This is a genomic window from Methylobacterium sp. CM6244 (assembly GCF_054817885.1).
Window position 1 is genome coordinate 649,017 of sequence record NZ_CM139247.1, and the last position, 26,907, is coordinate 675,923.

Annotated in this window: 13 protein-coding genes; 4 read left to right on the forward strand and 9 right to left on the reverse strand. The window is 67.1% G+C overall.

Going from position 1 to position 26,907, the window contains the following annotated elements; all coding sequences use genetic code 11:
- Positions 1-759 carry a 7-cyano-7-deazaguanine synthase QueC gene (gene queC / locus ACYQML_RS03015; RefSeq protein ID WP_311275776.1) on the forward strand — a complete coding sequence of 253 codons (759 nt, stop codon included), beginning with the start codon at positions 1-3 and terminating at the stop codon, positions 757-759.
- A 382-nt stretch (positions 760-1,141) separates the two neighbouring features.
- On the opposite strand, the gene ACYQML_RS03020 is transcribed toward queC, so the two are convergent.
- From ACYQML_RS03020 to ACYQML_RS03030, 3 genes are all read right to left on the reverse strand, one after another.
- Positions 1,142-2,599, reverse strand: a complete 1,458-nt coding sequence (locus tag ACYQML_RS03020; RefSeq protein WP_461234655.1) for an exopolysaccharide biosynthesis polyprenyl glycosylphosphotransferase — start codon at positions 2,597-2,599, stop codon at positions 1,142-1,144.
- Between the two features lie 104 nt (positions 2,600-2,703).
- The gene (locus ACYQML_RS03025) at positions 2,704-3,633 is read right to left on the reverse strand and encodes a WecB/TagA/CpsF family glycosyltransferase (protein ID WP_461234656.1); all 930 of its coding nucleotides are present in this window, start codon (positions 3,631-3,633) and stop codon (positions 2,704-2,706) included.
- Positions 3,633-4,634 (reverse strand): UDP-glucuronic acid decarboxylase family protein, encoded by a 1,002-nt coding sequence (locus tag ACYQML_RS03030; RefSeq protein ID WP_056422405.1) that lies wholly within the window; start codon positions 4,632-4,634, stop codon positions 3,633-3,635. The genes ACYQML_RS03025 and ACYQML_RS03030 overlap by 1 nt, the downstream gene beginning before the upstream one ends.
- A gap of 395 nt (positions 4,635-5,029) precedes the next feature.
- Here ACYQML_RS03030 and ACYQML_RS03035 point away from each other — a divergent pair, with 395 nt between their 5' ends.
- Both ACYQML_RS03035 and ACYQML_RS03040 read left to right on the forward strand, forming a co-directional pair.
- Complete coding sequence (locus tag ACYQML_RS03035) at positions 5,030-6,298, forward strand: polysaccharide biosynthesis/export family protein (RefSeq protein WP_461234657.1); 1,269 nt, start codon at positions 5,030-5,032, stop codon at positions 6,296-6,298.
- A 355-nt stretch (positions 6,299-6,653) separates the two neighbouring features.
- The gene (locus ACYQML_RS03040; protein ID WP_056422411.1) at positions 6,654-7,382 is read left to right on the forward strand and encodes a Crp/Fnr family transcriptional regulator; all 729 of its coding nucleotides are present in this window, start codon (positions 6,654-6,656) and stop codon (positions 7,380-7,382) included.
- 319 nt (positions 7,383-7,701) lie between these two features.
- Here ACYQML_RS03040 and ACYQML_RS03045 read toward each other — a convergent pair whose 3' ends face one another.
- Together ACYQML_RS03045 and ACYQML_RS03050 are read right to left on the reverse strand one after the other, a co-directional pair.
- The gene (locus ACYQML_RS03045; protein ID WP_461234658.1) at positions 7,702-9,069 is read right to left on the reverse strand and encodes a lipopolysaccharide biosynthesis protein; all 1,368 of its coding nucleotides are present in this window, start codon (positions 9,067-9,069) and stop codon (positions 7,702-7,704) included.
- Between the two features lie 171 nt (positions 9,070-9,240).
- Complete coding sequence (locus ACYQML_RS03050) at positions 9,241-11,433, reverse strand: GumC family protein (RefSeq protein ID WP_461234659.1); 2,193 nt, start codon at positions 11,431-11,433, stop codon at positions 9,241-9,243.
- A gap of 407 nt (positions 11,434-11,840) precedes the next feature.
- Between ACYQML_RS03050 and ACYQML_RS03055 the strand changes: the two genes are divergently transcribed.
- Positions 11,841-13,304: a right-handed parallel beta-helix repeat-containing protein gene (locus tag ACYQML_RS03055; RefSeq protein WP_461234660.1), complete on the forward strand. Its 1,464-nt coding sequence runs from the start codon at positions 11,841-11,843 to the stop codon at positions 13,302-13,304.
- On the opposite strand, the gene ACYQML_RS03060 is transcribed toward ACYQML_RS03055, so the two are convergent.
- From ACYQML_RS03060 to ACYQML_RS03075, 4 genes are all read right to left on the reverse strand, one after another.
- A complete protein-coding gene (locus ACYQML_RS03060) occupies positions 13,282-14,136 on the reverse strand; it encodes an FkbM family methyltransferase (RefSeq protein ID WP_461234661.1) in 855 nt (284 codons plus the stop codon). The genes ACYQML_RS03055 and ACYQML_RS03060 overlap by 23 nt on opposite strands.
- Before the next feature lie 78 nt (positions 14,137-14,214).
- Entirely contained in the window at positions 14,215-20,445 is a 6,231-nt protein-coding gene (locus ACYQML_RS03065) for a type I polyketide synthase (protein WP_461234662.1), read from the reverse strand.
- A 32-nt stretch (positions 20,446-20,477) separates the two neighbouring features.
- Positions 20,478-25,136, reverse strand: coding sequence for a MupA/Atu3671 family FMN-dependent luciferase-like monooxygenase (locus tag ACYQML_RS03070; protein ID WP_461234663.1), 4,659 nt, complete (start codon positions 25,134-25,136; stop codon positions 20,478-20,480).
- 271 nt (positions 25,137-25,407) lie between these two features.
- Positions 25,408-26,565: a hypothetical protein gene (locus ACYQML_RS03075; protein WP_461234664.1), complete on the reverse strand. Its 1,158-nt coding sequence runs from the start codon at positions 26,563-26,565 to the stop codon at positions 25,408-25,410.
- Positions 26,566-26,907 lie beyond the last annotated feature (342 nt).

The following is a 26,907-nucleotide window of genomic DNA, read 5'->3' on the forward strand; positions in this document are numbered from 1 at the left end:
ATGAACGACGAAGGCGCCCTGGTCCTGTTTTCCGGCGGGCAGGATTCCACGACCTGCCTAGCCTGGGCACTGGAGCGGTTCCCGCGGGTGGAAACCCTCGGTTTCGACTACAACCAGCGCCATAAGGTCGAGCTCGACCGGCGGGCGACCTTACGCCAGAGCATGGCCGGCATGAAGTCAGGCTGGTTCCGACGTCTCGGCCGCGACCACACGATTTCGCTCGATGCGCTGGGAAAGGTGTCGGAAACCGCCCTCACCCGCACCACCGAGATCGCCTTCGAAGCGGGGGGGCTGCCCAACACCTTCGTGCCCGGCCGAAACATCATCTTCCTCACCTTCGCCGCCGCTCTCGCCTACCGGCGATCCCTCGGCCACATCATCGGGGGCATGTGCGAGACGGATTATTCCGGCTATCCCGATTGCCGCGACGATACGATCAAGGCGCTTCAGGTGGCCCTCAATCTCGGCATGGACAGACGCTTCGTACTCCACACCCCGTTGATGTGGATCGATAAGGCCGAGACTTGGAAACTCGCGGAGGATCTCGGCGGCCCGCCGCTGGTCGACCTCATCGTCGAGGACACCCATACCTGCTACCTCGGCGAGCGTGGCCAGCGCCATGCCTGGGGTTATGGCTGCGGCACCTGCCCCGCCTGTGACTTGCGCGCGAAGGGCCATGCGAAATTCGTGGCCGAGGCGGTGGCGAACGCTGCCCGTCCGTCCGGTGACCTCACCGCCCCCCAATCGTCTGAAGCTTGAACTGGCGAAATCAGTCCTAACCAGGACTATGGTCACCAGCCTTCCTAGACTTCAACCGTGACGCCCGAGAATTCGCGGGGCAATTGACAGTCAATCCATCATCCGCAAAAGATATCCGGTGTCACTGCAGCACCGGAGGGTGCCTTGCTGGAAATCATATTTTGGATCTCCGCCCTTGTGTCCGTATTCGGCAGCATTGGGTTGATATGTATATTTCTATGGCCCGAAAAACGCCAACGCATCGAATGGGATGATCATCCGACCAATTAGATCACAGACACGCAAGGGCCTGCTTCAAGGAAATCAACTTCACGGCAAGCGCACCACCAAGACAAAGTCGTGACGAGAGCGAAGGACATGACCGTGTCACGGCGGTGGGAAGCTACCGGGCACCCTTGGCGCCAAGGACGGCCGAGACCGTTGCGAGCAGGATGTATAAGTCGAGCCAGGGTGACCAGTTGCGGATGTAATAGGTGTCCTGGCTACGCTGGACCCCAAGATCTCCGTCGCTTCTCGACGAAATCTGCCATAGGCCAGTCAGCCCGGGCGGGACGCTGGTGCGAAGAGTTCGAAAATCGGAATCGAACCCGTCCATGTGATAGGCGGGAAACGGCCTCGGGCCGACGAGGCTCATATCGCCGCGCACGACATTCCAGAGCTGAGGCAGCTCATCCAGGCTCGTTCGCCGGATGAAGTTCCCGATCTTCGGCAAGATTCGCGGATCATCGGAGAGTTTGAAGAAGCGCCTCCATTCCTCGCGGGCGGCCGGGCAGGCTTCGAGATGGGCATGCAGCCGGCGCTCGGCGTCGGAATACATGGTCCGCAGCTTCAAGACCCTGATGGGTCGCCCGTCTCGTCCCACGCGGATCTGGACATAGAACGGGCTGCCGGGATCGAGTACACGGATCGTCGCGGCGAGGATCGCGATCACCGGCAGGGCGAGGATCAGGCCGATCCCTCCGAGCGTGCAGTCGATCACCCTCTTGAGGGCCAGGTTTCGCGACCGGTAAAGTTCGCGCCGGATCTCCAGGCCGATGGCGCTGCCGAGGGGCTGAACCTGGACCCACATGTTCTGTAACTCGTGAATCTGCTGAACCAGGACGGTGCGCGGAGCGGGAAGCTGGCCCGTGCCTTTCCCATCATACAGGGCAAGGGTCGCGCAGGACGAGAACAGCAAGACCTCCGCTGGCACCGCCGGGCTCTCGTCGATGCCGCCAAAAACGGGCAGTCCCTCCGTCCGGATCGACTCCTGTCCATGCTCGACGAGGAAGCCCACCGGACGGAACCCCAATTCCGGCTGGGCGAGGAGCGTATTGGCCAGATCGCGTCCGGCAGTATCGGCCCCCACGATCACGGTGAGAGCCCCCCAGAGCTTCCAGCGGATCAGTGCGCTCCTCAGCGCGGATTCGCCATAGAACCCGATCACGATGAGGAGCGCCGACACCACCGCGATATCGGCGACGCCACGCGCGGATGTCCCGAGAGCGCTTGCGACCAGCAGGCAGCTGATCGCGTAGATTCCGATACCGAGAACGCGTAGCCGGAACCGCTCCGGCGGGCTCGGCCCGTAGCTGGAATAGAGCCCGAACGCCGCCAGGACGAGCACAAGAGCAACCGGGGGAATCGGCACCGGGGTAGACGATCCAAGCCAATACTCGGCAGGTAGCCAGCCGGTGATCAGTTGGGGAAACAGACCGGCCAATCCGGAAAAGAACAGGTCGCCTCCGACCAGAACGGCGGTGACGATTGCCCGCCGCCGTCCTGGCCGGAGTTCTGCTCGCACCGGCACGGTACGCTCGACCGTAGGGCCCACGAGAACGATGCTGTCGGTGGTGCTCATGGGAAGCCATTCCGGAAGCGCGAGGCCATGCCGGCCTTGGAACGAGAGGAGGCGGGACACCGTCGCGACTAGGCTAAAAACCCGGCACGGCGCAGGAGCAGGCATCACCCGGGACGATGAGGCGCCGGTGAGGCTCCCCCCCGGAAGCGAGCAGCGAACCAGCGCCTCAAAAGTTGGCCGGCGGCAAGCAGAAGAAACAGGGGTACGATCTTCATGTAGCGGGCGAAGAGCCGCCTCGGTTCGGTAACGAGACGAAACAGCCATTCGAGGCCCCGCTTCTGCATCCAGACCGGGGCCTGGCGCTTGGTGCCTGCCAGGAAATCGAAGGCGGCGCCGACGCCGATCATCACCGGCGCATCGATGCGCCCAAGATGCGAGACCATCCAGTTTTCCTGCTTGGGCGTGCTGAGGCCGACCCAGACGATGTCGGGCTGCGCGGCATTGATCTGCGCCACCACTGCCTCGTCCTCCTCCCGCGAAAGGCTGCGAAAGGGAGGGCAGCACGTTCCGACCACGGACAACCCCGGATGCGCGTCCTGAAGGCGTGCACTCAACGCCTCGGCCACGCCGGGCGCTCCGCCATAGTAGAAATGTCGATAGCCGCGGGCCGGAGAAAGGCCCGTGATGGCACGCATCAGGTCGGGGCCGTAGACCCGCTCGGTCGCCTTGTGGCCCAGCAACCGCGACATCCAGACGAGCGGCATGCCATCCGGCGTGACGAGATCCGCCGCGTTGTGGATGGCAAGCAATCGCGGATCGCTCCGGCTCTCGATCACCCCATGGGCGCCGGTGATGCAGACGTAATGCGGCGTCCGCGAGCGGACGAAGGCATCGATGGCAGCGAGGGCATCCGCGAAGGTGATCGCGCTGACCTTAAGGCCGAGAACCTCGGCGCGGGGCAACTCCCGGTGCTCCACCGCGGCCGGCGATGCTCCCCCCATCGCCTCGACCGCGTAGTGCAGGTGAGTCGCTGGGAGCACGGATCGCGCCCAGCGATTCAGGTCGGCGCCGGTCGGCGAGAGATCCTCGGTCATCACACGGCCTGCGTCAGGGGTTCAGAACGGGCCAATTCGCGCAGAGCGTGAATCGGCGAACCTTTCTGGATGAGCCTCGCTTCGAAATACGCGATGGTCCGCACCAGACCGGTGTCGAGATCGACACGCGGCGACCATCTCAGCTTCTCGCGGGCGCGAGAGATGTCGGGGCAACGCCGTTTCGGGTCGTCCTGCGGCAAGGGTCGGCATTCGATGGTCGAGCGCGAATTGCACAGCTGTACAATGCGTTCGGCCAAAGCGAGGACGTTGATCTCGGAAGGGTTGCCGAGATTGACCGCGTCGCCGGGCTCCTCATCCACCGCCATCAGCCGGAGCAAGCCTTCGACGAGATCGTCCACGTAGCAGAACGAGCGCGTCTGGGATCCGTCGCCGTAGATCGTGATCGGCTGATGCGTCAGTGCTTGGACAATGAAGTTCGAGATGACCCGACCATCCTGCGGATGCATGTTCGGTCCGTAAGTGTTGAAGATTCTCGCGACGCGCACCGACATCCGGTGCTGCCGCCGGTAATCGTGGAACAGCGTCTCCGCGCAGCGCTTGCCCTCGTCGTAACAAGCCCGCGGCCCGACGATGCTGACATGGCCGCAATAGCCCTCGGGCTGCGGATGAACGTCCGGATCGCCATACACCTCGCTGGTCGAGGCCTGGAGGATGCGAGCATGGAGGCGCTTGGACAAGCCAAGCATGTTGATCGCGCCCATCACGCTGGTCTTCGTCGTCTGAACGGGGTCACGCTGATAGTGAACCGGAGAAGCCGGACAGGCGAGATTGTAGATCTCGTCGACCTCCACATAGAGCGGGAACGTCACGTCATGGCGAAGGAGCTCGAAGGATTGATGCGTGAGCAGCTTATCCAGGTTCGAGCGCGCACCTGTCAGGAAATTATCGACGCAGAGAACCTCATTTCCCTGTTTGATCAGCCTTCCACAGAGATGAGATCCTATGAACCCGGCCCCACCCGTTACGAGGATGCGCTTCATTGTCGGTGCCCCTCCGGCTCATTCCCTGGACTGACAACGGTCTCGTCCGGGCGTTGAATGAGCGTTCCGTCGGTGATCTCGCCCTACCGCTCCCTTGCCGGGAACTCGGAGCGTTGTTGAACCATGGCGGGCAATGACCGTTGACTACAAGTGGCGCATCCGGTGCATTTGACAATCACATGCCCCGAATAAGGAATAGTACTATCGAATAATCGTGCGAAATGGATTAGGAATAACTGTTTTTCCTTCACATAAATACGTATTTTCGAAAGGATTACCTCGTCGTAGAACCCAGCTTGTCCGAAAGGCGATGCCGAAGCTCGAATTCCCGACGTTTAGAATATCGGCGAACGTGCGGGATGGGCCTCACGAGACGAGCGGTCGGTTGATCCAGGATGAAACAGCATCAGCGGACGCGCTCCGGGCGCGTATCCCATCGCATCGCAGCGCTTGCCCTATGGGTCGCCATCGGCGGGGCGGCGCTGGCCCAGGATTCGACCTATCGCCTAGCGCCCGGCGACCGGGTCGGGTTATCGGTCTATGGGCAGGCCGAACTGTCGGGCGAGTTCGTGGTCAATGGCAGCGGCGCTCTGTTCCTACCCCTGGTGGGTGAAGTTTCCGTGTCCGCCATGACCTTGCCGGAGGCGCAGAAGCAGATCGTCAGCCATCTGGCCGACGGCTTTCTGCAGCAGCCGGTGGTGAGCCTGCGCATCACCGAGATGCGGCCGATCTACCTCCTCGGCGACGTGCGCGTGGCGGGGAGCTATCCCTTCCGCTACGGCGCCTCGGTCCTCAGCGGCATCGCCCTGGCCGGCGGCTTCGCCTTGCCCGAACAGGCGCAGATCGCCCAACGCACGGAGTTCCTCAGCTCCGACGAGCGCGTCCGTGTGCTGGAGGCGACCCAGCGCCTGCTGATGCTCCGGCGCGAGAGGCTGGAGGCGCAACGACACGACCGGGAGGACTTCACGCCACCGGGCAGCAGCGGGCACGACGAGGGCTTCTCCCGCCTGCTTGCGGAGGAACGCGGGATCCTGAAGGCGCAGCGGAGTGCGTTCGTGCAATCCGCGGAGATGCTGCGAGCGCAGAAACCGCGGATCGAGGCCGAGATCGGCGGCGTCGAGGCGCAACGTAAGGCGGAAGAAACCCAACTCCGGCTGATTCAGTCCCATCTCGAAGATTACGAGAAACTCATCAGCAATGGCTTGGCACGACGATACCAAGGCATCGAGCTGCAGCGGGAGGAGGCCCGGAACAAGGGTACGATCGCTCGGCTGAACTCCGAACTCGCCCGGCTCGACCTGGCGATCGGTGATCTCGGATTGAGGGTGCAGGAACTCACCGACACCTATCATCGCCGAATCCTCACCGAGTTGCAGGACGTCACCACGCGTCTGACCGAAGTAGAGATGCAGCTGCCCAGCGCCCGCGAGATCCGGGAGGCGCGCCTCCAATCCGGCGGCACGCTCGGTGCCGCCAGCCCCGGCGCCCCGGCGCGAAAGGTCTTCATCACGCGAACCGTAGGAGAGCGGACGGAAACCTTCGAGGCCGATGAGCGGGCGCTCCTCCAGCCAGGCGACATCATCGATGTGCGTCGCGAGCCGCCGACGGCATCGATCAGGACGAGCCTTGTCCTACCCGAACCGGGCGCCCTCCCCCCGCGCTGATCCAAGACGCAGACTCTTCCCAGTGAAGACCGGCTCGCCCCGGATGCCGCTGGCTCGTCGATGCCGCGACGGCGATCCGCCAACTGCTTACTGAACCCACATCGGCACAGGCTGGCACCGGACACTTCCTCGGACGTATCGGTATCGCAGCTTCACCTCGACACCCGAACTGCTCAGACACGCGGCGCACCTGCAAACACATTGAAAGAGATTGCTCTACTACAGAAATTATAGTACTTAATATTGCATTATTGTACTGGAATTTTATTCATTACCCTGCAGAATACTAGCTCCCGCCTACGCGGATTTCGATTTACTTGAAAGTACAGGCGAGATGCTTGGCGGAGCGTCATTGATGAACTCACGACTCCAGCCACTCCAGGCACCATTGGTCGAGAACCGTCTCCTGCGGGCGCTTCCCATCGAGGTCTTCAACCAGATGCTGCCGCAGTTGGAGGAGGTGGCTCTGGTCGTCGGCGAGCGGATCGTCATCGCCAACGAACCCATCCCGCACGCCTATTTCATCGAAAGCGGATTAGCGTCCGTGACCATGGCCATCGCCGAACGCGGCACCGTGGAGATCGCCGTCGTCGGGCGCGACGGCATGGTCAGCACCGCCCTGGTGCTTGGCATCGAGCATACGCCGCTCACCGTGGAGGTCCGCGTGGCGGGCCGGGCCCTGCGGATCGGCGCGGGCGCCCTGCGCCAGGCGATGGCCCAGAGCAGTGCTCTGCGTGATATCCTTTTGCGCTACGTCCAGGTCGTCATCCTCTGGACCAGCCAGATGGCGCTGGCCAACCGTCACCATTCGGTGGAGGAGCGCCTGGCGCTCTGCCTCCTCCTGGCTAGCGACAGGCTCGATGAGGGCCGCGTGGTCATGACTCACGAGATGCTGGCGCTGATGCTCGGCATGCACCGCCCGCGTGTCACCGTCGCCCTGCACGAGCTGGAGCGCACGCGCATGATCGTGATGCGCCGCGGGCAGATCACGATCCGTGACCGGCTCAAGCTCGTCGAACTGGCCGGAGACAGTTATGGTCTCGCCGAGGCCGAGTACGAACGACTGATCGGCCCCTTCATCTGAGACCAGACGGAGGTGAGGGAACTCATCACCCGCCGCCCGTGCGACGGCGGGCGTCCGCCGAACGCGCCGAGGCCAAGCATCGAACGGAACCAGCGTCGATTTCCCTCACGGCGCGTTGGGTCTGCATGTCAAAAGCGCCGAGGCGCCGCGCAGTGGTCTCGAAGGGCGCCGGACGATCAGGCTCTCGGATGGAAGTGACCCACCTCGCGCGTCGGCCTGATGGAAGTCCTCGCAAAAGCTGGTTGGACAGGTACGGCGAGGCCCTGCGGCACCGGCGGATGCACTCGTCCGCCGGTGCCGGATTCGGCGTGAGCGCCGATCAGGTCTGCCTCAGTTTCGAGGCCGGCAGCGCAGCCACGCGTGACGCCACGGCGTTGCCTATGGCCTCACCCGGATCGTCCGCGGAGCGGGCCGGGACGGCCTGGTCCCGCACCCGGCCGGAGGAAGCGTCGGCGGTGTCGGTAGCGATCATCCTGGTGAAGAGGAGGTGCAGTACGACGAGGCGGACGGCGTTGGCGAGGCAGAGGGCGATACAGGCTCCGTTCAGGCCGAACCCGATGATGAGCGGGATGGCGATCGGGATCGTCGCCACGGCCCCGGCCGCGTTCACGATCAGGGCCTGTTTGGCTTGCGAGACGCCGTGGAAATAGGCGCACACGATGTCCGTCACGAACGCGGCGAGGGCCGCGATGGCGAGGAGCCGGACCGGGGTCGCGATGTCCGCATAGGGCGAGTGGGCACCGTAGATCAGGCCCAGCACCTCGTGAGGGAATGCCACGATGGCCGCCAGAAACACGATCACGATGGGCATCCCCGACAGGGCGAGGGGGTGGGTGGCGCGCCATGCCTCCGCCTTTCCCCCGGCATGCGCCCGTGAGGAGACCTGAAGGATGACGTTGCCGAGCCCGATCATGAGCGGGTTGAGCAGGTTGACGATGTTGAAGCCGGCCTGGAGCAGCGCCGGCAGAGCGGCCCCGGACAGGGCGGCCAGGAACCAGAACAGGAACTGGACCCGCAGGGCGGCGCAGAGGTTGTTCGCCAGCGCCCATCCGCCGAGGCGCCAGAATTCCAGGGCGACGGTCCGGATACGGATCATCGCATGTCGGCGCAGGGAGAACCCCACCTGTATCCCCTGGAGGACCGCCGCCGCCGCCGATGTGACGGTCATGGCATAGAGGGCGGTCTCCAGGGTCAGGTCACCCCGGAGCGCGAGCCAGAGGGCGATCAGGATCTGCCCCATATAGCTGACGATCTCGCCGGGGACGGCGGCTCCGAAGCGCAGTTCCACGAACAGGTAGCGCCGGAACGCCTCCTGCACCTGCCAGACCAAGAAGTAGACGAGCAGAGCCGCGATGAGATCCGGCCGGCCGATGAGGAAGGCCGTGACGGCCAGGACGAGACCGGCCGGAACGCACAGGCCGACGAGAAGGATGAAGCTCACGCTCATCAGTTCGCCGATGCGGTCCCTGTCCGCGGGATCGGCCAGGACCGACATCGGATAGAACAGCACCGACGCCATGACGGTGTAAAGGATCATCAGGATCCCGAAGAGCAGCGCGAAGGCACCGTATTCCTGCGGCGGCAATGTCCGCGCGAGGGCGATCGTGAACAGGAAGTTGCCGAGGCTCGCGACGCCTTGATCGATCAGGGGCCAGGCGATCCGTGCAGCCCGCACTCTAGCGAGCACCGGCCGGCTCCACCGCCGACGGCGTCGGGCAGGCCACGGCCGCGCGGGACAGCGGCGCGCCGCCTCCGCCGACAGGCGTGAACACGATGATGATCGAAGCCATGATCGACATCCGCTGGATGGCCGCCGAGAAGAAGTCGTGCAGAAAGGGAACGGGCCGTTGGGCCGCTCCTATGAGGACAGCTTGGACGGCAGCAGGTTGCCGCGGGGGTGATGCGACCCTGCTTCCTCGAAATGCCCCCGGTAATCGTTGTAGTGGGAGCATTGGTCGACCACGCGGAAGTCCTTGTGCTCCGTCAGATTGACATGAGTCAGGACCAGGCCGCGCAGGCGCACGGAATTGTCCTGCAGCCGCCGCAACGCCGCCTGGACCGTCTCGCGCGGGGTCCGGTTCCAGTGAACGGCCATGACCGTGACGTCGGCGAGACCGCCCATCGTCAGGACATCGATGGACAGCATCACCGGGGGAGCCTCGATGAGGACGAGATCGAAGTTCTCTCGAGCCCGCTCTATGAAACTCTCGAAAGCCGGCGTCAGGAAGAGGTCGTGCGAGTCGCCGTTCTCGGCGCGATGCAGCACCACGACCCTGCCGGGGTCGTTCCGCATTGGGAATCCCGCCGGGTCGCCGAACACGACATCCTCGAGGCTGGGCTGGTCGGCCTCCGCGTAGCGGCGCGGCGTGCTGTCGATCACGAGGGTCCGGATGCCGCGCTGAGCCAGGAGACTCGCCATCGCCATGCAGAGAAGCGACTTGCCCTCGCCGGGTACCGAGGACGTCACCATGACGACCCGGGGCTCGGCCAGGGCGCGGGCTCCGGTGAGCGATGCGCTGACGAGGCGTATCGATTCGTCGAACATCCGGACCTCGGCGGTCGACGAGCTGCCGGTGAGTTCCGGTACCATCCCGAGGCAGCGGTGGGCGGTTTCGTGCGCGATCTCGGCATCGGACCGGAAGCCTGTGTCGCGCCGGTCCATCATCACGGCGTAGCCGATCCCCACGCCGCTCGCCCCGAGGACGCTGAGGCAGATCAGCATGAATCGGTTCGGCCCCGACGGGACCGTCACGGGCTTGGCCGCCATGACGATCTGCGTGGTCGACGACTTCATCCCCGTGAGCGCCAGCGCCTGGGCATGGCCGTCGCTGAGCAACTTGAGGCGCTCGCGGATGGCCACCGCGTTGGTCTGCAGGCTCTGCAGCTTGGCGTCCTGCCCCATCCCCTCGACAAGGTTCGCTTTCAGCACGTCGACCCTGTCGGCGAGGTTCGCCTCATCGGCGGTCGCCGCTTTGACGTCGCTCTCGAGATTGCCGATCGCGCGCTTGATCTCCTCGCGAAGCCGTGATTGCGCGGCCTCGATATTGGCCTTGGCCTGCAGGTAGGCCGGATGACGCGGTCCGGTCGCGGCGACGTTGGCGAATTCCCGCGTGGCCGATTCCGCGCTCTCCAGCATCCTTTGGATCAGGGGCGCGCCGGAAAGGTCCTGCGCCGATGGGGTGCCACCGGCGGCGAAGACCTCCTGCGCCCGCGACAGGCGCGCCTCGGCGGCGATCCGGGTCTGGCGAGCGGCGGCGAGGTGGGCCACGGCATCGCGCACCTCCTGCTGCGGCAGGCTCATGCCCTGTGTGCCGCCCTCCACATAGCCGGTCTGCCGCCTGTAGCGATCGACGGCAGCCTCGGCATTCTCGAGTTCCCTCCGGCTCTCGCCGATCTGCTCCTCGAGCCAAGTCCTCGTCCGCTCGGCCGCCGCCACCCCCATCTCCAGGCGATTGCGCAGATACGCGTCGACCACGGCGTTGACGATCCGCGCCGAACGCTCCGGCGAGGTCGAGTTGTAGGACACGTTGATCAGGTAGGCCCGCGTGTCGTTGGTCACGGTCAGGTTCCGCGAGACTTCGCGGGTGACCGCCTCCACCGAGGCGCTGGAATCGGCGGGCTCCTTCGCGGATCCGGGCAGTACCGTGGAAAGGATACGGGAGACGAAGCCCGGCCCGCGCGCGAAGGCCGGGTCGTCCTGGAGCTTGAGGTCCTCGACCGCATGTCTGACGGTGGCCAGCGAACGGATCACCCGCGCCTCGCTCTCGACGATGGCCCCGGCATCGAGGCTGGTCGCCGCCTGCTGGTTCGGCGACGTGGCCTGTGAGGCAGCGACGCGGCTGAGATCGACCTGGATCAGGGATTCGGCGCTGTACTTGTCGGGCAGTGACCAGCAGATGGCGGTCGCGAGCAGCAAGGCGGCGGCGGCGAGCCCGACGATCACCCGGCGATGCCGGAGGATCGCGGTGAGGAACCCCAGGGTCTGGGCTTCGTAGGTCTGGCGGAGCACGACGCTGACCCCGCTCTTCGAGTGGTCCAGAACCCGGTTCATTCCGTCCTCGTTGATCGTGGCATGTGCGGCGCTCCGGTCGGAGGATCGGCCGTCTTCCGGGCATCCGGGCCATGACGGCGGAGCTTTCATCCACCATCCGGCCGATCCACCGTCTGGTCGGTGTGATTGAGAGGGATTTCGACTTGGCTTGGGAAGTGAGATCACGGACTAATTCGTTCGCCCCGGCGCTCTAGACCGTTTTTCACCTTCCTTTCGGCGAGAAGTAATCCTCACTGTTTTGCAGAAACCGGTACAGGGCCGGCGGCATCGAGATCTCGCGCCGGCCGCAACTGTAACGGAAGGTGATAATTGCTCCCTGCAGGATCGAACTGGTGGATGACCGCTCGGCACAGCCCTCACCGGCAGCGATCCCCGTCGCGCACTTCGCTCACCGGACGGCGGGAGCCATGACGTTGCGCGCGCTCCGCCATGCGCTGCCCCTCGCCGGGCTGATCCTCTGGCAGGGGGGCGACCCGGCGCGGGGAGAGGGCGCGGAGGGCGGCTGCCCCGGCAAGGCCGTGCGCGTCGCCGCCGGCGAATCGATCCAGCGAGCCGCGATCCGCGCCGGAGAGGGCGGGACCATCTGCATCGGCGCCGGCCTCTACCGGATGCAGGAGATCGCGCCCCTGCGCGGTCAGACGTTCCTCGGCGAGCCCGGCAGCGTCCTCGACGGTTCGCGCATCGTCCGGCAGTTCGAACGGGCGGGCCCGTACTGGTCCCTCACCGGATTGTACCCGCGCCATGTGGGCGCCGGCCGGTGTCGCGGCGGCGGCTCGCTCTGCCTCCTGTCGCTGGCCGTGTTCCTCGACGGACAGCCGCTCACCCGCGTCGCGTCGCGCGGCGATCTCGGTCCCGGACGTTACGTGGTGGAGGCGGCGGCCGGCCGCGCGATCCTCGCCGACAACCCGGAGGGACGCCGCGTCGAGGTCAGCGCGGCGCGCTTCGCCTTCCGCAGCCGGGCCGCCGATGTGCGGATCAAGGGGCTCGTCGTGGAAAAATACGACACGCCGACCCAGATGGGGGCGATCCGCGGTGGCGACGGCACCGGGTGGCGCGTGGAGGATTCGCAGATCCGCCTGAATGCCGGGCTCGGCGTCGATGTGGGCTCCGACGGGGCGATCACCGGCAGCACGATCGAGCGGAACGGCCAGCTCGGCGCGGCCGCGCAAGGCCAGCGGATCCTGATCGAGAACAACCGCATCGCTTGGAACAACACGGCCGGCTTCGACCCCGAATGGGAGGCCGGCGGCCTCAAGATCACCCAGAGCCAGGAGGTGGTCCTGCGCGGGAACCGCGTCCACGACAATGCGGGTCCGGGCCTCTGGTGCGACATCGATTGCCGCGACGTCCTGTTCGAGAAGAATACGGTGGAGAACAATTCCACCGCCGGGATCTTCTTCGAGATCTCCTACGACGCCGTGATCCGCGGGAATACGCTGCGCTTCAACGGCGCGGGCCATCCGGTCTGGTTCTGGGGGGCCGACATCCAGGTGGCGGCCTCGAGCGGCGTCGAAGTCTTCGACAACACCATCACCGTCCGGCCCGACGGCCGCGCCATCGTGCTCGTCGACCAGGGCCGCGAGAAGGACGGCGGCGGCTTCTACAGGACGACCGGAAACCGCGTCCACGACAACCGGATCCTGTTCACCGGCAGGGGCAGCGCCGGCGGCGTCACGGATACGAACGAGGCCGCCCCGAATGCCCGAATCATCGAGGAGGGCGGCAACAGTTTCGACAGGAACACCTACGCCGCGCCCGCCGACGTGAAGCCGGTCTTCATCTGGGGGCGGACGCCCATCGACTATGCCGGTTTTCGCGATGCCGGGCAGGAGAAGCTCGGCCGCCTCGTCACGCGGACGGCACCACCTTGAGAAGCCCCCTCGTCGGCCAGCGCGACGTGTCGCCCCTCGCGGATGCGGCGCGGGACTTGAAGAGCATCAGGTTGTGGCCCGACAAGATCATCTCCCGCCGCTCGCGCAGGAGGATGTCCTGCAGCGGAAAGCTGGTTCCGTCGCCCGGCAGCATCCAGTCGTGCGGTTCGACGATGATCGCATGCGGCTCGGCGACCCAGCCGATCTCGCCGGAGAACACGTCCTTCTCGAAGCCCTCGACATCGATCTTGACGATCAGCAACTCGCCATTGGGGATCAGGTCCTTGAGTTCCGCGATGACGGTGATGGGGATGCCGTGGTCGGAGCGCTCGGTCCGTCCCCTGTCGGCGTTGCCGTTGCCGTGTTCGAGGTTCACGCAGCCGCTCCGGCCGCCGAGGGCGGTGGGGACGACGCAGATATTGGCGCAGACCTCGGTGTTCTGCCGGCAGACGACGAGGTTGTCCTCGTCCGGCTCCACCGCCAGCACGACCGCCCTCGGATAGGCCCGCGCGAAATAGCGCGCCGCGATTCCCACATTGGCGCCTCCGTCGATGATGATCGGCGTGTGTCCCGCCGCGCAGATCCGCTCGTACTCGCTCCGGGTGGCCGCCCCCTGGCGGACCCGGTCGAGGTCGTAGATCATGCGGCCGAAGACGGATCTCAGCACCTCCATGTCCGACGTGTGCGGCCGGATGTAGAACGCACCGTGGATCGTCCGGACCAGACGGGCCCCGCGGGAGGATGCGCGGCGGTGCAGCCCGCGCAGGAGCACGGGCAGGCCGAGTTGCTTGACGTCGCTGTAGTGCCTGTAGGCGCGATCGACGAAATCCATCTTCGGTCTCCCTGCCGGGCAACGGGGTGTCGTCCATCGCGGAACGGGACGGTACCGACGGACGATGCGGTCCCCGGATCAGGCGCTCTTGCGCACGGGATAATGCATCAGGCCGTCGAGCCTGCGCCGGAGGATGGCGGCGAGCTTGTCGACGGCGGGCTCCTGGAACAGCGTCTCGTGCGTCGCCGCGATCTTGTGGATGTCGATCCCCCCCCGGACGAGACCGCCCCAGCCGAGATCCGGGCCGGCGAGGAGATAGGGGACATACGCATCCGTCGAGCGGAACAGCAGCATGCTCCCGGCATAGGGCTCGGGCGTGTAGCGGCTCTGCGCGACGAGATAGGCGTTCATGATGAACTGCGCGCGGTACATGTCGGGGATCGGGATGTTCGGGTCGAAGCGCTCCCGCGCGAATTCCGCGGCGCGGCGGCGGCGCTCGATCAGGCGGGACGGCCATCCCAGCGTGTAGCCGAGGCTCCAGCGGCGGACCGCCCAGAGCCGCTCGACCGTGCTGTGATGCTGCGCGACGCTGGTGGTCGACAGAGTGTCGAAGAGGACCAGGAGCGCGATGGAATAGCCCGCGCGCGTCAGTTGCTGCGCGACCTCGTAGGCGATCACCCCGCCACCGGAATAACCCGCGATCCGGTAGGGACCGTGCGCATCGACCTCGCGGATGGCCGCGATGTAGGACGCCGCCATCTCCTCAATGGATTCCAGCGGCGCGAGCCGCCCGTCGGCACCGCGCGCCTGCAATCCGTAGAAGGGCTGGTCCCGGCCGAGGCGCCGGCTCAGCTTCTCGAAGTTGAGGACGTTGCCCTGGCCGCCATGGATGCAGAAGATCGGGGCACGGGTGGGGACGCCCCGGCAGATCTCCACCAAAGGCGACCAGGCGACGGACGGCATGACCAGCACCTTGTCCGGCTCGCCTCCCCCGGCGGTGCCCTCGTCCGTGGGTTCCGGCGCGGCCATTCCGCCGACCAAAGTCGCTAATTGGCGCAGGGTCGATGCACGAAACAGGGTGGCGATCGGCAGATCCACGTCGTGATTCTTGCGGATCCGGGCAAACAACCGCACTGCCAGCAAGGAAAAACCGCCAAGCTCGAAAAAGTCGTCCTGGGGACGCACGACGGCGATGCCGAGCAGGTCCGCCCAGTATCCGGCGATCTGACGCTCGAGAGCGTTCGCGTAGTCGAGATCGCCGCCGACCGGCTTGGCCGAACGCTGCGCCGACATCGTTTTCGGACGAATGGCTGCAAGGGTTTCCCGGCGCAGGTCTGACAGGGCGATCGACGAGGCCACGATCCCGGCGCCCCGGCAGTCGAGCACCCGGCGGAGCAGTTCGGGAGCGTCGGCCGCCATGATGCCGGCATTGAGCCGCGCCTCCAGACTCGGCGGACGGGCATCTGCCTGCGAGGACTTCACCGATCGGGACACGCTCTGCAGGGTGAAGTCCTCGAACACGGCGAGCGGTACCCCGTTCACGTCGCCGATCACCACGTCGAACCGAGCGGAGGCACCGTGCTGAAGCGCCGTCAGTCGTACGTGACTGCGGATTCGGCGAGGCCAGCGCCCCGGGGGAAGCCGCATGCGCTCGATCGACGTAGGGACGTAGACCATGTCGTCGGCCGGGGGCGCGAGGAGATGCAGCCCGAAGGTGGTCGCGAGATCCGTGAGCGCAGGGTGCGCCGTGATGCCGTCGAGGTCGGCAGCGAACTCGGCGGGCAGTTCCAGTTCGGCCACGGCCTCCCAATCACCGCGCTCGATCCAGCGTATCGTGTGCCAGCGCGGCCCGAACGTCACGGTCTCACCCTGCGGAAAACCAAGGCCCGGAAGCGCGTGCGCCCCTTCCCGACGCGCCGCCCGGCGGGCCACCCTCCGGACAGCCCAGGGCAGGGCCGATCCCGGCCACAGGGTGGCGCGCGCATGCTCGACCCATTCTTCGCCCAGGAGGGGGCGGCTCTCGACAGACATTCTGTACCCGCCGCTAGCAAGGACCGTGAGCGTCGTCCGTACGAGACGCTTCACCCCAGGTTCGAACACGAGGGGAAGATCGACGGTGAGCCCGCGCAGGTCGACACCCGTCGATGCGAACCCCGCCGTGGCGGCGGCCAAAGCGATCTCGGCATAGGCCGCGCCGGGCAGGATCGGACGTCCGTCGAGGACGTGCTCCGCCAGGACCCACATGTGCGCAGGATCGTAGAGCGCCTGAAAGGTGATGGTGGTCTCGGTGCGACCCGTCTCGGCCCCGAGGAGCGGGTGCCCTTCCGGGGTACCGGACAGGGACGCCCCCCCGTGGATCCGGGCCGCCATGCCGATGTCGCCCCAGATTCCCCATGCCACCGACAGGCCATCGCTACGGCGGGCGGCCAGGGCGTCCAGGGCGGTGTTGGCGGCGGCGTAATCGATCTGTCCGGGAGGCCCGATCTGGGCGCTGGTGGACGAGAACACCGCGAACAGATCGAGGCTTCCCTGCGGTAGCAGTGCATCGAGGACCAAACCGCCGGCCAGTTTCGGCGCCATGACCCGACGACTGGATTCCAGGGTCTTTTCCAAGATTGGGCCGTCGTCGATGGAGCCCGCAGCATGGAAGACCCCGTGGATCGCGCCAAAACGCTTCCGCGCGGCGGTGATCACCCGCTCCATGGCAGCGTGGTCGGTCACATCGGCGCTCAGCGACAGGATCTCGGCTCCCTCCGCCTCCAGAGTGTGGATTGCTGCCGCATGCGCGGAGGCATTGCGCCCCACCAACACGAGGCGCGCCTTCACGTCGCTCACCAGCCACGCAGCGAGGGTGAGGCCGAGTCCGCCGAACCCGCCTGTGATGAGATAGACGCCGCTCTGGCGCAGGCGGTGCGGTAGCCCGGCAGGATGCTCGATCCGCGCCGGGACCATCCGCTGAACCAGGCGTATGCCGGCGCGATGAGCCACCAAATCGACGCCGTGCTCCGCATCGCATTCCGCGAGGATACGGGCGGCCTCCGCCACCGGATCCGCGTCGCGGATGGGGCCATCCTCGCCGCCGAGATCGATGACCTGCGTCGCCAGGCCCGGCATCTCGCGGGGCAGGACACGGCACAAGCCGAGGAGGGTCGCGCGCTCCGGGTGGCGGGCCGCATGGTTCGGGGGCGACTGGCTCTCCCGCGTCACGATGGTCAGGCGCTTGGGCGAAGCGACGTCGCAATATTGCATCGCCTGGCAGAGGGAGAGAAGGCTGTCGAAACCCAGCACCTGTTCGGCCGAGGGGCGATCCAGGGACGGGTCGGGCATGCTCATCGACCAGAGGTGGAGGATGTGATCCGGCGCCATTCCTTCGCGGTCGAGGGCCGTGATCAGGTCCCGGTATTGGGTCGGCTGGTCGGGCCGCAACTGGAACAGGCGGTTGCGGACGGTGAAGGTTTCGCCGGAGCGCACGACCGCCACGCTGGCGCCCCGGTTTTCGAGAGCCGTGAGGATCGCGGTGCTCAGGCGCGACGCGTCGGCGAAGACCAGCCATGTCCGGTCCGGCGTGGCCCGGTTCGGCGCGACCGACGCAGGCAACCATTGCGGCACCGAAAACCAGTTTTCCATCGCGTCGAGGCGCTGCAGCACGGGCGCCTCGGCCTCGGCGACGACCGGCGTCGCAGCCGACCGCGTCGGCTCGATCCAATGCCTATGCTTCTCGAAGGCGTAGGTCGGCGCGGACACACGGCGCGCATCGCCGCCTCGGATCGCCGCCCAATCGACGGCATGGCCGCAGGCCCAGAGCTTGCTGATCGCGGTCAGCGCGACGCAGACGTCCGATTCCGTGTCCCCCGGCTGGCCCATGGTCGGGGCGATGGCCAGAGGCGCGAAGCCCCCGCCCTCCGCGAGACGCGCGAGGGCACCGAGGCTGTGGCCCGGCCCGATCTCGAGGAGCACCCGGTCCGGCTCGGCCAGGATCGCCGAAACGCCGGCCGCGAAGCGGACCGTCTGCCTGAGATGCGACACCCAATAGTCCGGCCGCGTGAGTTCACCCGGACCGACGAAGGCGCCGCTTAGGTTCGAGACGAAGGGAAGCGTGGGCTCGTGGAGGGCGATCGATGCCAGGCATGCGCGAAACCGGTCGAGGAAGGGATCGAGCATGCGCGAATGAGCGGCGACGTCGATGCGCAGGCGGCGGAACTCGATCCCGTCCTCCGCCAGCCGCCGTTCGAGGGCGGCGATCTCGTGGACGGACCCGGTCGCTACGGTCAGCGTCGCGGCGTTCTCCGCCGCGATGTCGAGAGCGTCGCCGATCCGGTCGCGCAGCTCGGCCGAGGGTAGCGACACCGCCAGCATGGCGCCCGCGGGCGCGGCTTCGAAGATCTGCCCGCGCAGAACGACGACGGACAAGGCATCGGCGAGGGACATCACGCCGGCGATGCAGGCGGCGGCATACTCGCCCATGCTGTGCCCGATCACGGCGGCGGGGCGGATGTTCCAGGCGAGCATCATGCGCGCCGTGGCGTATTCGACGATGAACAGGGCAGGGATGGTGTAGCGCGGCCGCGCGAGGAGGGCGGCGGCGGCCGCATCGCCCGGTTCGCTGTCGAGGAGCAGCGCCCGCAGGCCGTCCGGGGCATCGGGCGGCAGCAGCGCCAGACAGGCCTCTAGCGCCTCCCGAAAGGCCGGGACCTCCCGGTAGAGATCGCGGCCCATGCCGGGATACTGCGCCCCGCCGCCGGGGAACATGAAGACCGCGCCGACGGTCCCGGCGCCGACGCTCCCCGTTCCCATGCGGCGATGCGTGTGGCTGGCGAGGATCTCGCACGCCCCCGCGCGATCGCGGGCGATGACGGTGCAGCGATGCGGGAAGGCGCGACGGCCGGTCTGGGTGGTGAAGGCCGCGTTCGCCAGGGTGAGGTCCGGCGAGGGATCGGCCAGCGCCTCCCGCCATTTGCGTTTCGCCCCGTCGAGGGCCTCGGCGGTCCGTGCCGACAGGGCGAGGATCTGCCAGTCCCGCGCGGGACCCGGCACAGGCACGGCCGGGGCCTCTTCCAGGATGACATGGGCATTGGTGCCGCCGACCCCGAGGGAGTTCACCGCGGCGCGCCGGGGCGTCCCAGTCCTTGGCCAGGGTCTGGCCGACGTGACCACGGAGAACGGGCTCGCGGAAAAATCAAACCGGCCATTGGGCCGCGCGCAGTTCAGGCTCGCGGGCAGTTCCTCGTGATGCATCGCCAGGGCGACTTTGATCAGGCCCGCCACCCCGGCCGCCGTGTCGAGATGCCCGATATTGGTCTTCAGCGAGCCGATGCCGCAGAACTGGCGCCGGCCGGGAACGGAATAGGCCTCGCTCAGGGCCGCGAGTTCGATGGGGTCGCCCACGGGCGTGCCGGTGCCGTGGGCTTCGATGTAGCTGACGCTGCCGGGGTCGATCCCCCCGACGGCGAGAGCCTCGGCCGCCGCGCGTGCCTGCCCCTCGACGCTGGGCGCGAGGTAGCCGGCCTTGGTCGAGCCGTCGTTGTTGACGGCAGATCCGCAGATGACCGCATAGATGTGGTCGCCGGCGGCGATGGCGTCTTCCAGGCGGCGCAGGGCCACGATACCGGCCCCGCTGCCGAAGAGGGTGCCGTTGGCCTCGTCGTCGAAGGCACGGCAATGCCCGTCCGGCGATAGAATCTCGCCTTCGGCGGCCCGGTAGCCCTGTCGGTGCGGCACCTCGATGGTCACGCCGCCTGCCAAGGCCATGTCGCACTCGCCCGACAGTAGGCTCTGGATCGCGAAATGGACCGCCACCAAGGATGTGGAGCAGGCAGTCTGCACCGAGATGCTCGGCCCCTGCAGGTTAAGGAGGTAGGAGGCTCGGGTCGCGAGGAAGTCCTTGTCGTTGCCCGTATGACGCAGGAGGAAGAGCCCCACCTGTTCGAGGAGCTCGGCATTGGTGAGCAGGTTGTTGGCGAAATAGGCCTGCATGCCGCAGCCCGCGAAAACGCCGATGGCTCCCTCGAACGTCTCGGGACAATGGCCTGCATCCTCCAGCGCCTCCCAGGTACATTCGAGGAAATGGCGGTGCTGGGGGTCGAGAATGGCCGCCTCCCGAGGGCTCAGGCCGAAAAATCCCGCATCGAACGCTTCCATGTCGGGCAGAACCATTCCGGCCTTCACGTAGCGCGGGTCGCGCAGATGCGTGGCCGAGACACCGGAGGCCAGCAGCTCCTCGTCACTGAACCAATGCGTCGCTTCGCGCCCCGCCCTCAGCAGGCGCCAGAGGTCGCCCGTCGTGGCTGCGTCCGGAAACCGCCCCGCCATGCCGACGATGGCGATCCTGCCGGTTGCATCACCTGCCGTTTCAGGGGTCGGCGAAATCATGACGTACCTCACGTTTCTCTACTGGCCGATGGCTACGCGACGGGCGCCGGCATCTCCTGGCGCCGTCTCAGCGCCTGCCGCGCCTTGGCCCGATCGTGTCCCCGGTCGGTTGCCGAGGGGCCGGTGGCGAATCCTCCGAGATGCAGCGAGAGGGTGCGGATCGTGGGGAAGCGGAACAGGTCGGTGATCGCGATTTCCCGGCGGAGTTCCTCGCCGAGACGGCGCTGGACCTGCACCACGAGGAGGGAGTGACCGCCGAGGTCGAAGAAGTTCTCGGTTGTGGCGACGACCGGCCGGCCGAGCGCTTCGCCCCAGATGCCGGCGATCAGCGCTTCCACTGAACTCATCGGCACTTCGGGCGGAGCAGCGGCCTCCGGTGCCTGATGCGGCGCGGGCAGCGCGCCTCGGTCGACCTTGCCGTTCAGGGTCATCGGGAGGGCGGGCAGAACGACGATCACAGCCGGGACCATGAAGGCGGGCAGGGTCGAGGCGACCGCCTCGCGCAGGGCCTCGGGCCGCAGGGTCGCGCCGTCCCTGGCGGTGACGTAGCCCACCAGGCGCTGGTCGCCGTCGCTATCCTCGCGCGCCACCACGACGGCGGCGGCGATGCCGGACTGGCGCGCCAATGCGGTCTCGATCTCGCCGAGCTCGATCCGGTGCCCCCGGACCTTGACCTGGTGATCGAGCCGCCCGAGGAAGATCAGCGCTCCCGAGGCGTCCCGGCGGACGAGGTCGCCCGTCCTGTAGAGCCGCCCCGGACCGAAGAGATTGGGAATGAACCGCTCGGCCGTCAGCTCGTCGCGGCCGAGATAGCCACGGGCGAGGCCCTCCCCGCCGATATGGAGCTCGCCCGCCACATAGGCCGGGCACGGGCGCCGGTGCGCGTCGAGCACGTGCAGCACCGTGTTGGCGATGGGTTCGCCGAGGGTCACGCCGCGTTCCACGCCGTCGATCTCGACCACGGCCGACCAGATCGTCGTCTCCGTCGGGCCGTACATGCCGAGGAATTTTCCGGGCAGGAGGTCGCGCAGCCTTCCGGCGAGGTCCGCGCTCAGGGCCTCGCCGCCCACCATCATGGTGCCGAGTTGCGCGAGGGCGCGCCGGCCCGCCGCATCGGCCACCAGCATCCGAGCCATGGAGGGGGTGCATTGGAAGTGGGTGACCCGGTGCCGGACGATCTCCTCGGGAACCGAGGCGGGCACCGTCGCGGTGAGGGTTCCGGCCAGAACCATCAGCCGTTTCAGGTGCTCGAGATGGTCGAGGGCGAGATCGGTCGGCACCCCGAAATCGACGAGGCAGGCGATCTCGTCGGTCCCGATGCGCCGCACCGCCTCGACCATGCCGAGGCAGGATTCCGGGGTGCCGAACAGGCCGCCGGTGCTGTGATAGCGCTCGAAGGCGTGGTCCAGCAGCGCGTCGCGATCGGCGGGCGACAAATCCTCGGCGTCGAGGATCTCGGCCGGCGTGCGACCGTCGGAGGCCGCGCGCTGGACGAAGGTCGGGAAGGTCCAGGCGGCCTGCCTGACCAGATCCATCGCGCTGCCGAGGTAGCGCTTCATGGGCTCGCGGACGGTCTCGCGGACCGCGTCCTCGTCCTCGCCCACGAAGGTATGGAGCATGAGGGTCACATGACCCTCACCGGCATGCCCGGCCTCCCGCCAGGCCATGCGGTATTGCCGGATCTTGTCCGCCAGTTCCTCGAGGGTCTGGCCGAGGAGATGGGTGAGGACGCCGCATCCCAGCCGCCCGGCCTGGACGAAGGTGTCGGGATTGCCGGCCGCCGTGAGCCACATCGGCAGTTCGGGCTGGATCGGCCGGGGCATCGTGCCGATCTCCACGACCTTGCCCAGCGGGTTGGGGAACGGCAGGCGCTCGCCGCGCCAGAGGCGGCGGATGTCATCGATCTGCCCCGCCATCTTGTCCTTGCGCTCGGCGAAGCGCTCGGGCGCCAGGACGAAGTCGTTCGGCTGCCATCCCGACGCGAAGGCGATCCCGGCCCGGCCCTTCGACAGGTTGTCGATCATCGCCCAGTCTTCGGCGACGCGCAGGGGATGGTGCAGCGGCAGGACGCAGCTGCCCGCGCGGATCTTGACGCGCTCGGTGCAGGCGGCGAGGGCGGCGGCGCTGAGGGCGGCGTTGGGGTAGAGGCCGCCGAAGGCGTGGAAGTGCCGCTCCGGCGTCCACACCGCCTCGAAACCGTTGCGATCGGCGAAACGTGCGCCTTCGAGCAGCAGACGGTACTTGTCCTGCGGGTCCGCCGCGTCGTCGTTCGAGAAGTAGAACAGGCTGAAGCCGGGGCCGGAACTGGGCTCGGAGCGCTGGCCGTGCAGCACCACCGAGAAGCCGCGCGCCAGGGTCCAGAGGATTTCGAGTACCGAGATGTCGAAGGACAGGCTCGTCGCCGCGAGCCAGATTCCGGGGGGATCGTGCGGGATGCGGGCATCCATGCCGGAGCAGAAATTCATCAGGTTGCGATGGGTGATCGCCACACCCTTGGGCCGGCCGGTCGAACCCGAGGTGTAGATGACGTAGGCGAGATCCTGCCCGCCGGCGCGACCGGGGGGCGGCGCGGCCTCGCCGCTGGCCTCCGCGGTGTAGAGCACCTGCGCCGGAGCGAAGGCGAGGCGATCCTGGATGGGGCGGCTCGTCAGCAGGACCTCGGCGCCCGAATCTTCGAGCATGTAGGCGAGGCGCTCGCGCGGATAGTCGGCATCGAGGGGCAGGTAGGCCGCACCGGCCTTCAAGGTCGCGAGGACGGCGACGACGAGATCGGGCACCCGCTCGTGGCAGATGCCGACGATGGTCCCCGGCCCGATTCCGGCCGCGACGAGGCGACCGGCGAGTTCCCCGGCGGCGCGGTCGAGCTCGCCATAGGTGAGGCGGGTTTTGCCCGCGACGACGGCGTCCCGCTCGGGCAGCTCGGCCGCCCTGGCGGCGATCTCGTCCTGGATCGTGCGATTGTGCGGGAAAGGCAGGGTGGTGGCGTTGAGCGCCGCCACGATGGCCGCCTCTTCCTCCGGCACGAGGGGGAGCGCGCCGAGGCGAATCTCGGGATCGGCCAGGAAGGCTTGGAGGAAGGCCGCGAACTGCCTCGCCATGGCTTGCGCCACCTCGACCTCGAAGGTCCGGCCGCAGACGAGGAGCTCCGCCCGGCTTTCGCCCTCGCTCAGAACCAGCAACAATTCGGAGCCGGAACGCGTCAGGAGACCCGGTTTCGCACCGCCATGGACCAGGCCTATCTTGCGCCATGCGACGGCCCTTTCGCGCATTTCGGGAGAGGCGGCGCGTTGCGGTAGATCGGCGGCCAGAATACCCCTGGCGGCGAGGTCGGCGCGCTCGGCTGCGAACACCGCCCGGAGCTCCGCAACCGAGCCGTCCCGGTCGACGGCCAGGGTCAGGGGACGGTCCGGCAGGAACCACGGCTCAAGCCCGGTCCCCGTTTCGTCCTGGGCCTTGGCGGCCTCGCTCAACGCCAGCGTGACGCGAGGTGTGTCGCAGACGAGGCCGATCCAGGCGATGAAGGCCGCCGCCGCATCGTCCGGGCTCGCCGTGCGGGCCAGCGGGATCGCGATCCGGTGAGGGGCGGCATCGGAACCACCGCCCCCGCGACGGGGATAAGGCAAGGTCGGCGCGGCGACCGTCTCCAGGCGCTCGATCCAGAACGCTTCGTGGACGGCGGCGAGGCGTTGGGCGGACGCGAGCGCCTCGGCGCGCGCCTCCTCGATCTCCGGCAGGACCGTGCCGGGGCTGAACAGAATGTCGGCCGGCTCGCCGAGCAGAGTGGTGAGGCCGGAAAGGACGATCTCGCGATCAGCCGTCGCGACCGAGACGAGGTCGGGGCCCACCCGCATGATCGTGCCGGGCCGGAGGTGATCGGAGGCGGGACCGATCTCCGCGCCCCGGACCAGGACCAGATCCTGCCCGGTGAAGATCTTCGGGCGCGCCAGCGGATTGTGCACCGGGCCGAAATCCAGGGCGCGGACGAGGGCCGCGATCCTCGCGGCGGGCTGGCGGAAATCCAGGGTCGCGGCGCGAGCCGGGCGCTTGAGCCGGCCATGATAGAGGCGCTCGCCCCGCTGGGGCCTCGCTTCCACGCGGCCCGAGACGAGCCCGTCGAGGAGGGCGGCGAAGCTCGAGGCGCCGGCCTCGTAGCAGCGGCCGTTGAGGCTGAAGACGGTGTCGCCGGGCAGGATATCGAAATGCTCCTGCGCCAGGATGGCGCCGGTATCGATGGTCTCGTCGATCTGATGCCAGGTGACGCCATGCGAGGTCTCCCCGGCGAGGATCGCCCAGGTCGTGGCATGGAGGCCGGCATGTCTCGGCAGGGGGCCATCGTGAAAGTTGATCGCCCGGCGCCGGACCCGGGCGAGCACGGCCGATGGGATCACGTCGAGATTGCCGACGCTGAACAGGAAATCCACCGGAGGATCGCGATGGCCGGCGGCCAGGAACGCATCCTTGTCGATGATCGCGATACCGGCGCGGCGCGCCCATTCGGCGGCGCGCCGATCCCGCGTGATCACGGCGGAGATCGCATGCCCGGCGGCCAGGAAGAGCTCCGCGCATCGGATCAGCAAGGTTCCGTCGCCGATGAAGTAGGCGGTGGACCGCCCATCGTCGTCGGCCTGACGGATATCCGTTTCGTCCTGGGAACGGTTCTCGATGAATTCCATCTCGACAGGCTCCGGCATCGCTGCGCGTCACAGAGATCGATGTTTGGCGATGACGCATCCAAGGCTTCGCATTCACCGCACGAAGACGGCGATGCATCGCGCCGTCATTCGAAAAAATCACGAATACATCGACGCAACTAAACTATAAATGCATCATTGCGGAGTATAACTGACACAAATCTGACGTTGAATCGCAGGAATAACGATTTTTCACTCAGCGCGAATTAGAGAATGACTTTAATCCAAGCTCGGCAAGGAGAATGCGGCGCGAATGCGCCCAGGAGAAGCGCTACTTGGGATTACTTAGCTTTTTCTCCGCGGATACTCCCTCGCTACGGGCGGGTTTCTGTTGCGGCACGGGCCGGACCGGTGACGGACGCAAGAGGGCGGAGACCGGCACACGCTGTGGCGCGCCGTCCGGTCCCGGACCGGCCTCTCCGCCGTCGAGGCCCGCTTTCGCCACGGGCTGAGCGGCGGAGGAGGCCGGCATCGACGCCGCGTCGCTCGCCTGAGGCCGCCCACGGTTCGGGCGCGGCGGTGTGCGGCGAAGGGTGGAGGCCGTTGGTTGTGGCTGGGCCTTCAGAGGCCCGAGGCCACGGGAATGGGCGACGGCGTCGAGGGAAGCGAAGGTGGCGCTGCCATGCGTCAACCATCCCGGGCGCGGATCGGCGACGGGCAGGACCGCCAGCGGCGCGGCCTCCACCGACCTGTCCATGGCGACCGGCAGCGCAGCGGACCGGACATCGCTTTTCGCGTCGTCATCGATCGAGGCCAGTTCCGTCCGCGCCGGTGCATCGCCGTCGCGGGCGCCCCCGGCATTCGCCAGGACCGCTTCGGCCGCTCGGCGCGCCTCATCCGCCGCCGCCTGCGCGCGCATCGCGGCATCGGTGCGCGCCAGGAGATCCGCGGCTTCGGACCGGAGGGTCGAGGCTTCCCGACGGCTCGCCTCGAACTGCTCCTCGAGGCGACGGAGCGCCTGTTCGCGGTCGTCCGCGCGGGCGGCCTGTGCCTGCCGCTCGGATTGCGCCCGCTTCAGATCGGCTTCGACGGTCTCCAATGCCCGGCTTCCCTCATCGAGCTGCCGGCTCAGGAGGGAGCGCGAGATCTCGGCCGCGTCCTTCTCGGAGCGGAGTTCCAGGGCGAGCGTCGCGATCCGGTCTTCGGCCTGCTGCAACGCGACGCGATGTCCGTCCTCGCTCTGGCGCGCCTCGCGCGCACCGACCGACCGGGTCGTCTCGACGACGAGACCGAAGACCAGCGCGGAAAGGATCGATGTCGTCGCCAGCAGCCAGGTGAGACTGCCGGGAATACGGGGGCCCGGCCGGTGCGGGCCAATGAGCTCGGCATGGTCGAGCCTGAACGACTCGGCCCAGCTTCCTGCCCCGCCGGACCCTGATTCTACGCCGGCCGACGAGGATGCCGAACCAGCCTGCGCCGCATCGGCCAAGCACCGCCCACCAGCACCCAGCGCGCCTTGAGAGCCGGCAAAGCTGTTTTGCTTGTCTAACCACCTGCCCAGCATAGCGAATCCTACATCACCGCAACTGAATGCCGGTGATTGTACCTCGCGCTGCCAGACAACGGAGATCGAAAGAGACCTACTCCGAACGGTCGATCTGGGACGAGGAGCGAGTCTGAACGAACACGAGGGAATCTATACAATCGATGACTTCGAGATATGCCAGGAATCCGCGGGCACACTCCCCAATGTTCGCCCGTAGAACCATCCGCAATTAACATCCGTATAGAGCTTTCGGATGGCAGATCACAGTCGGGCGCGGCTATCGAT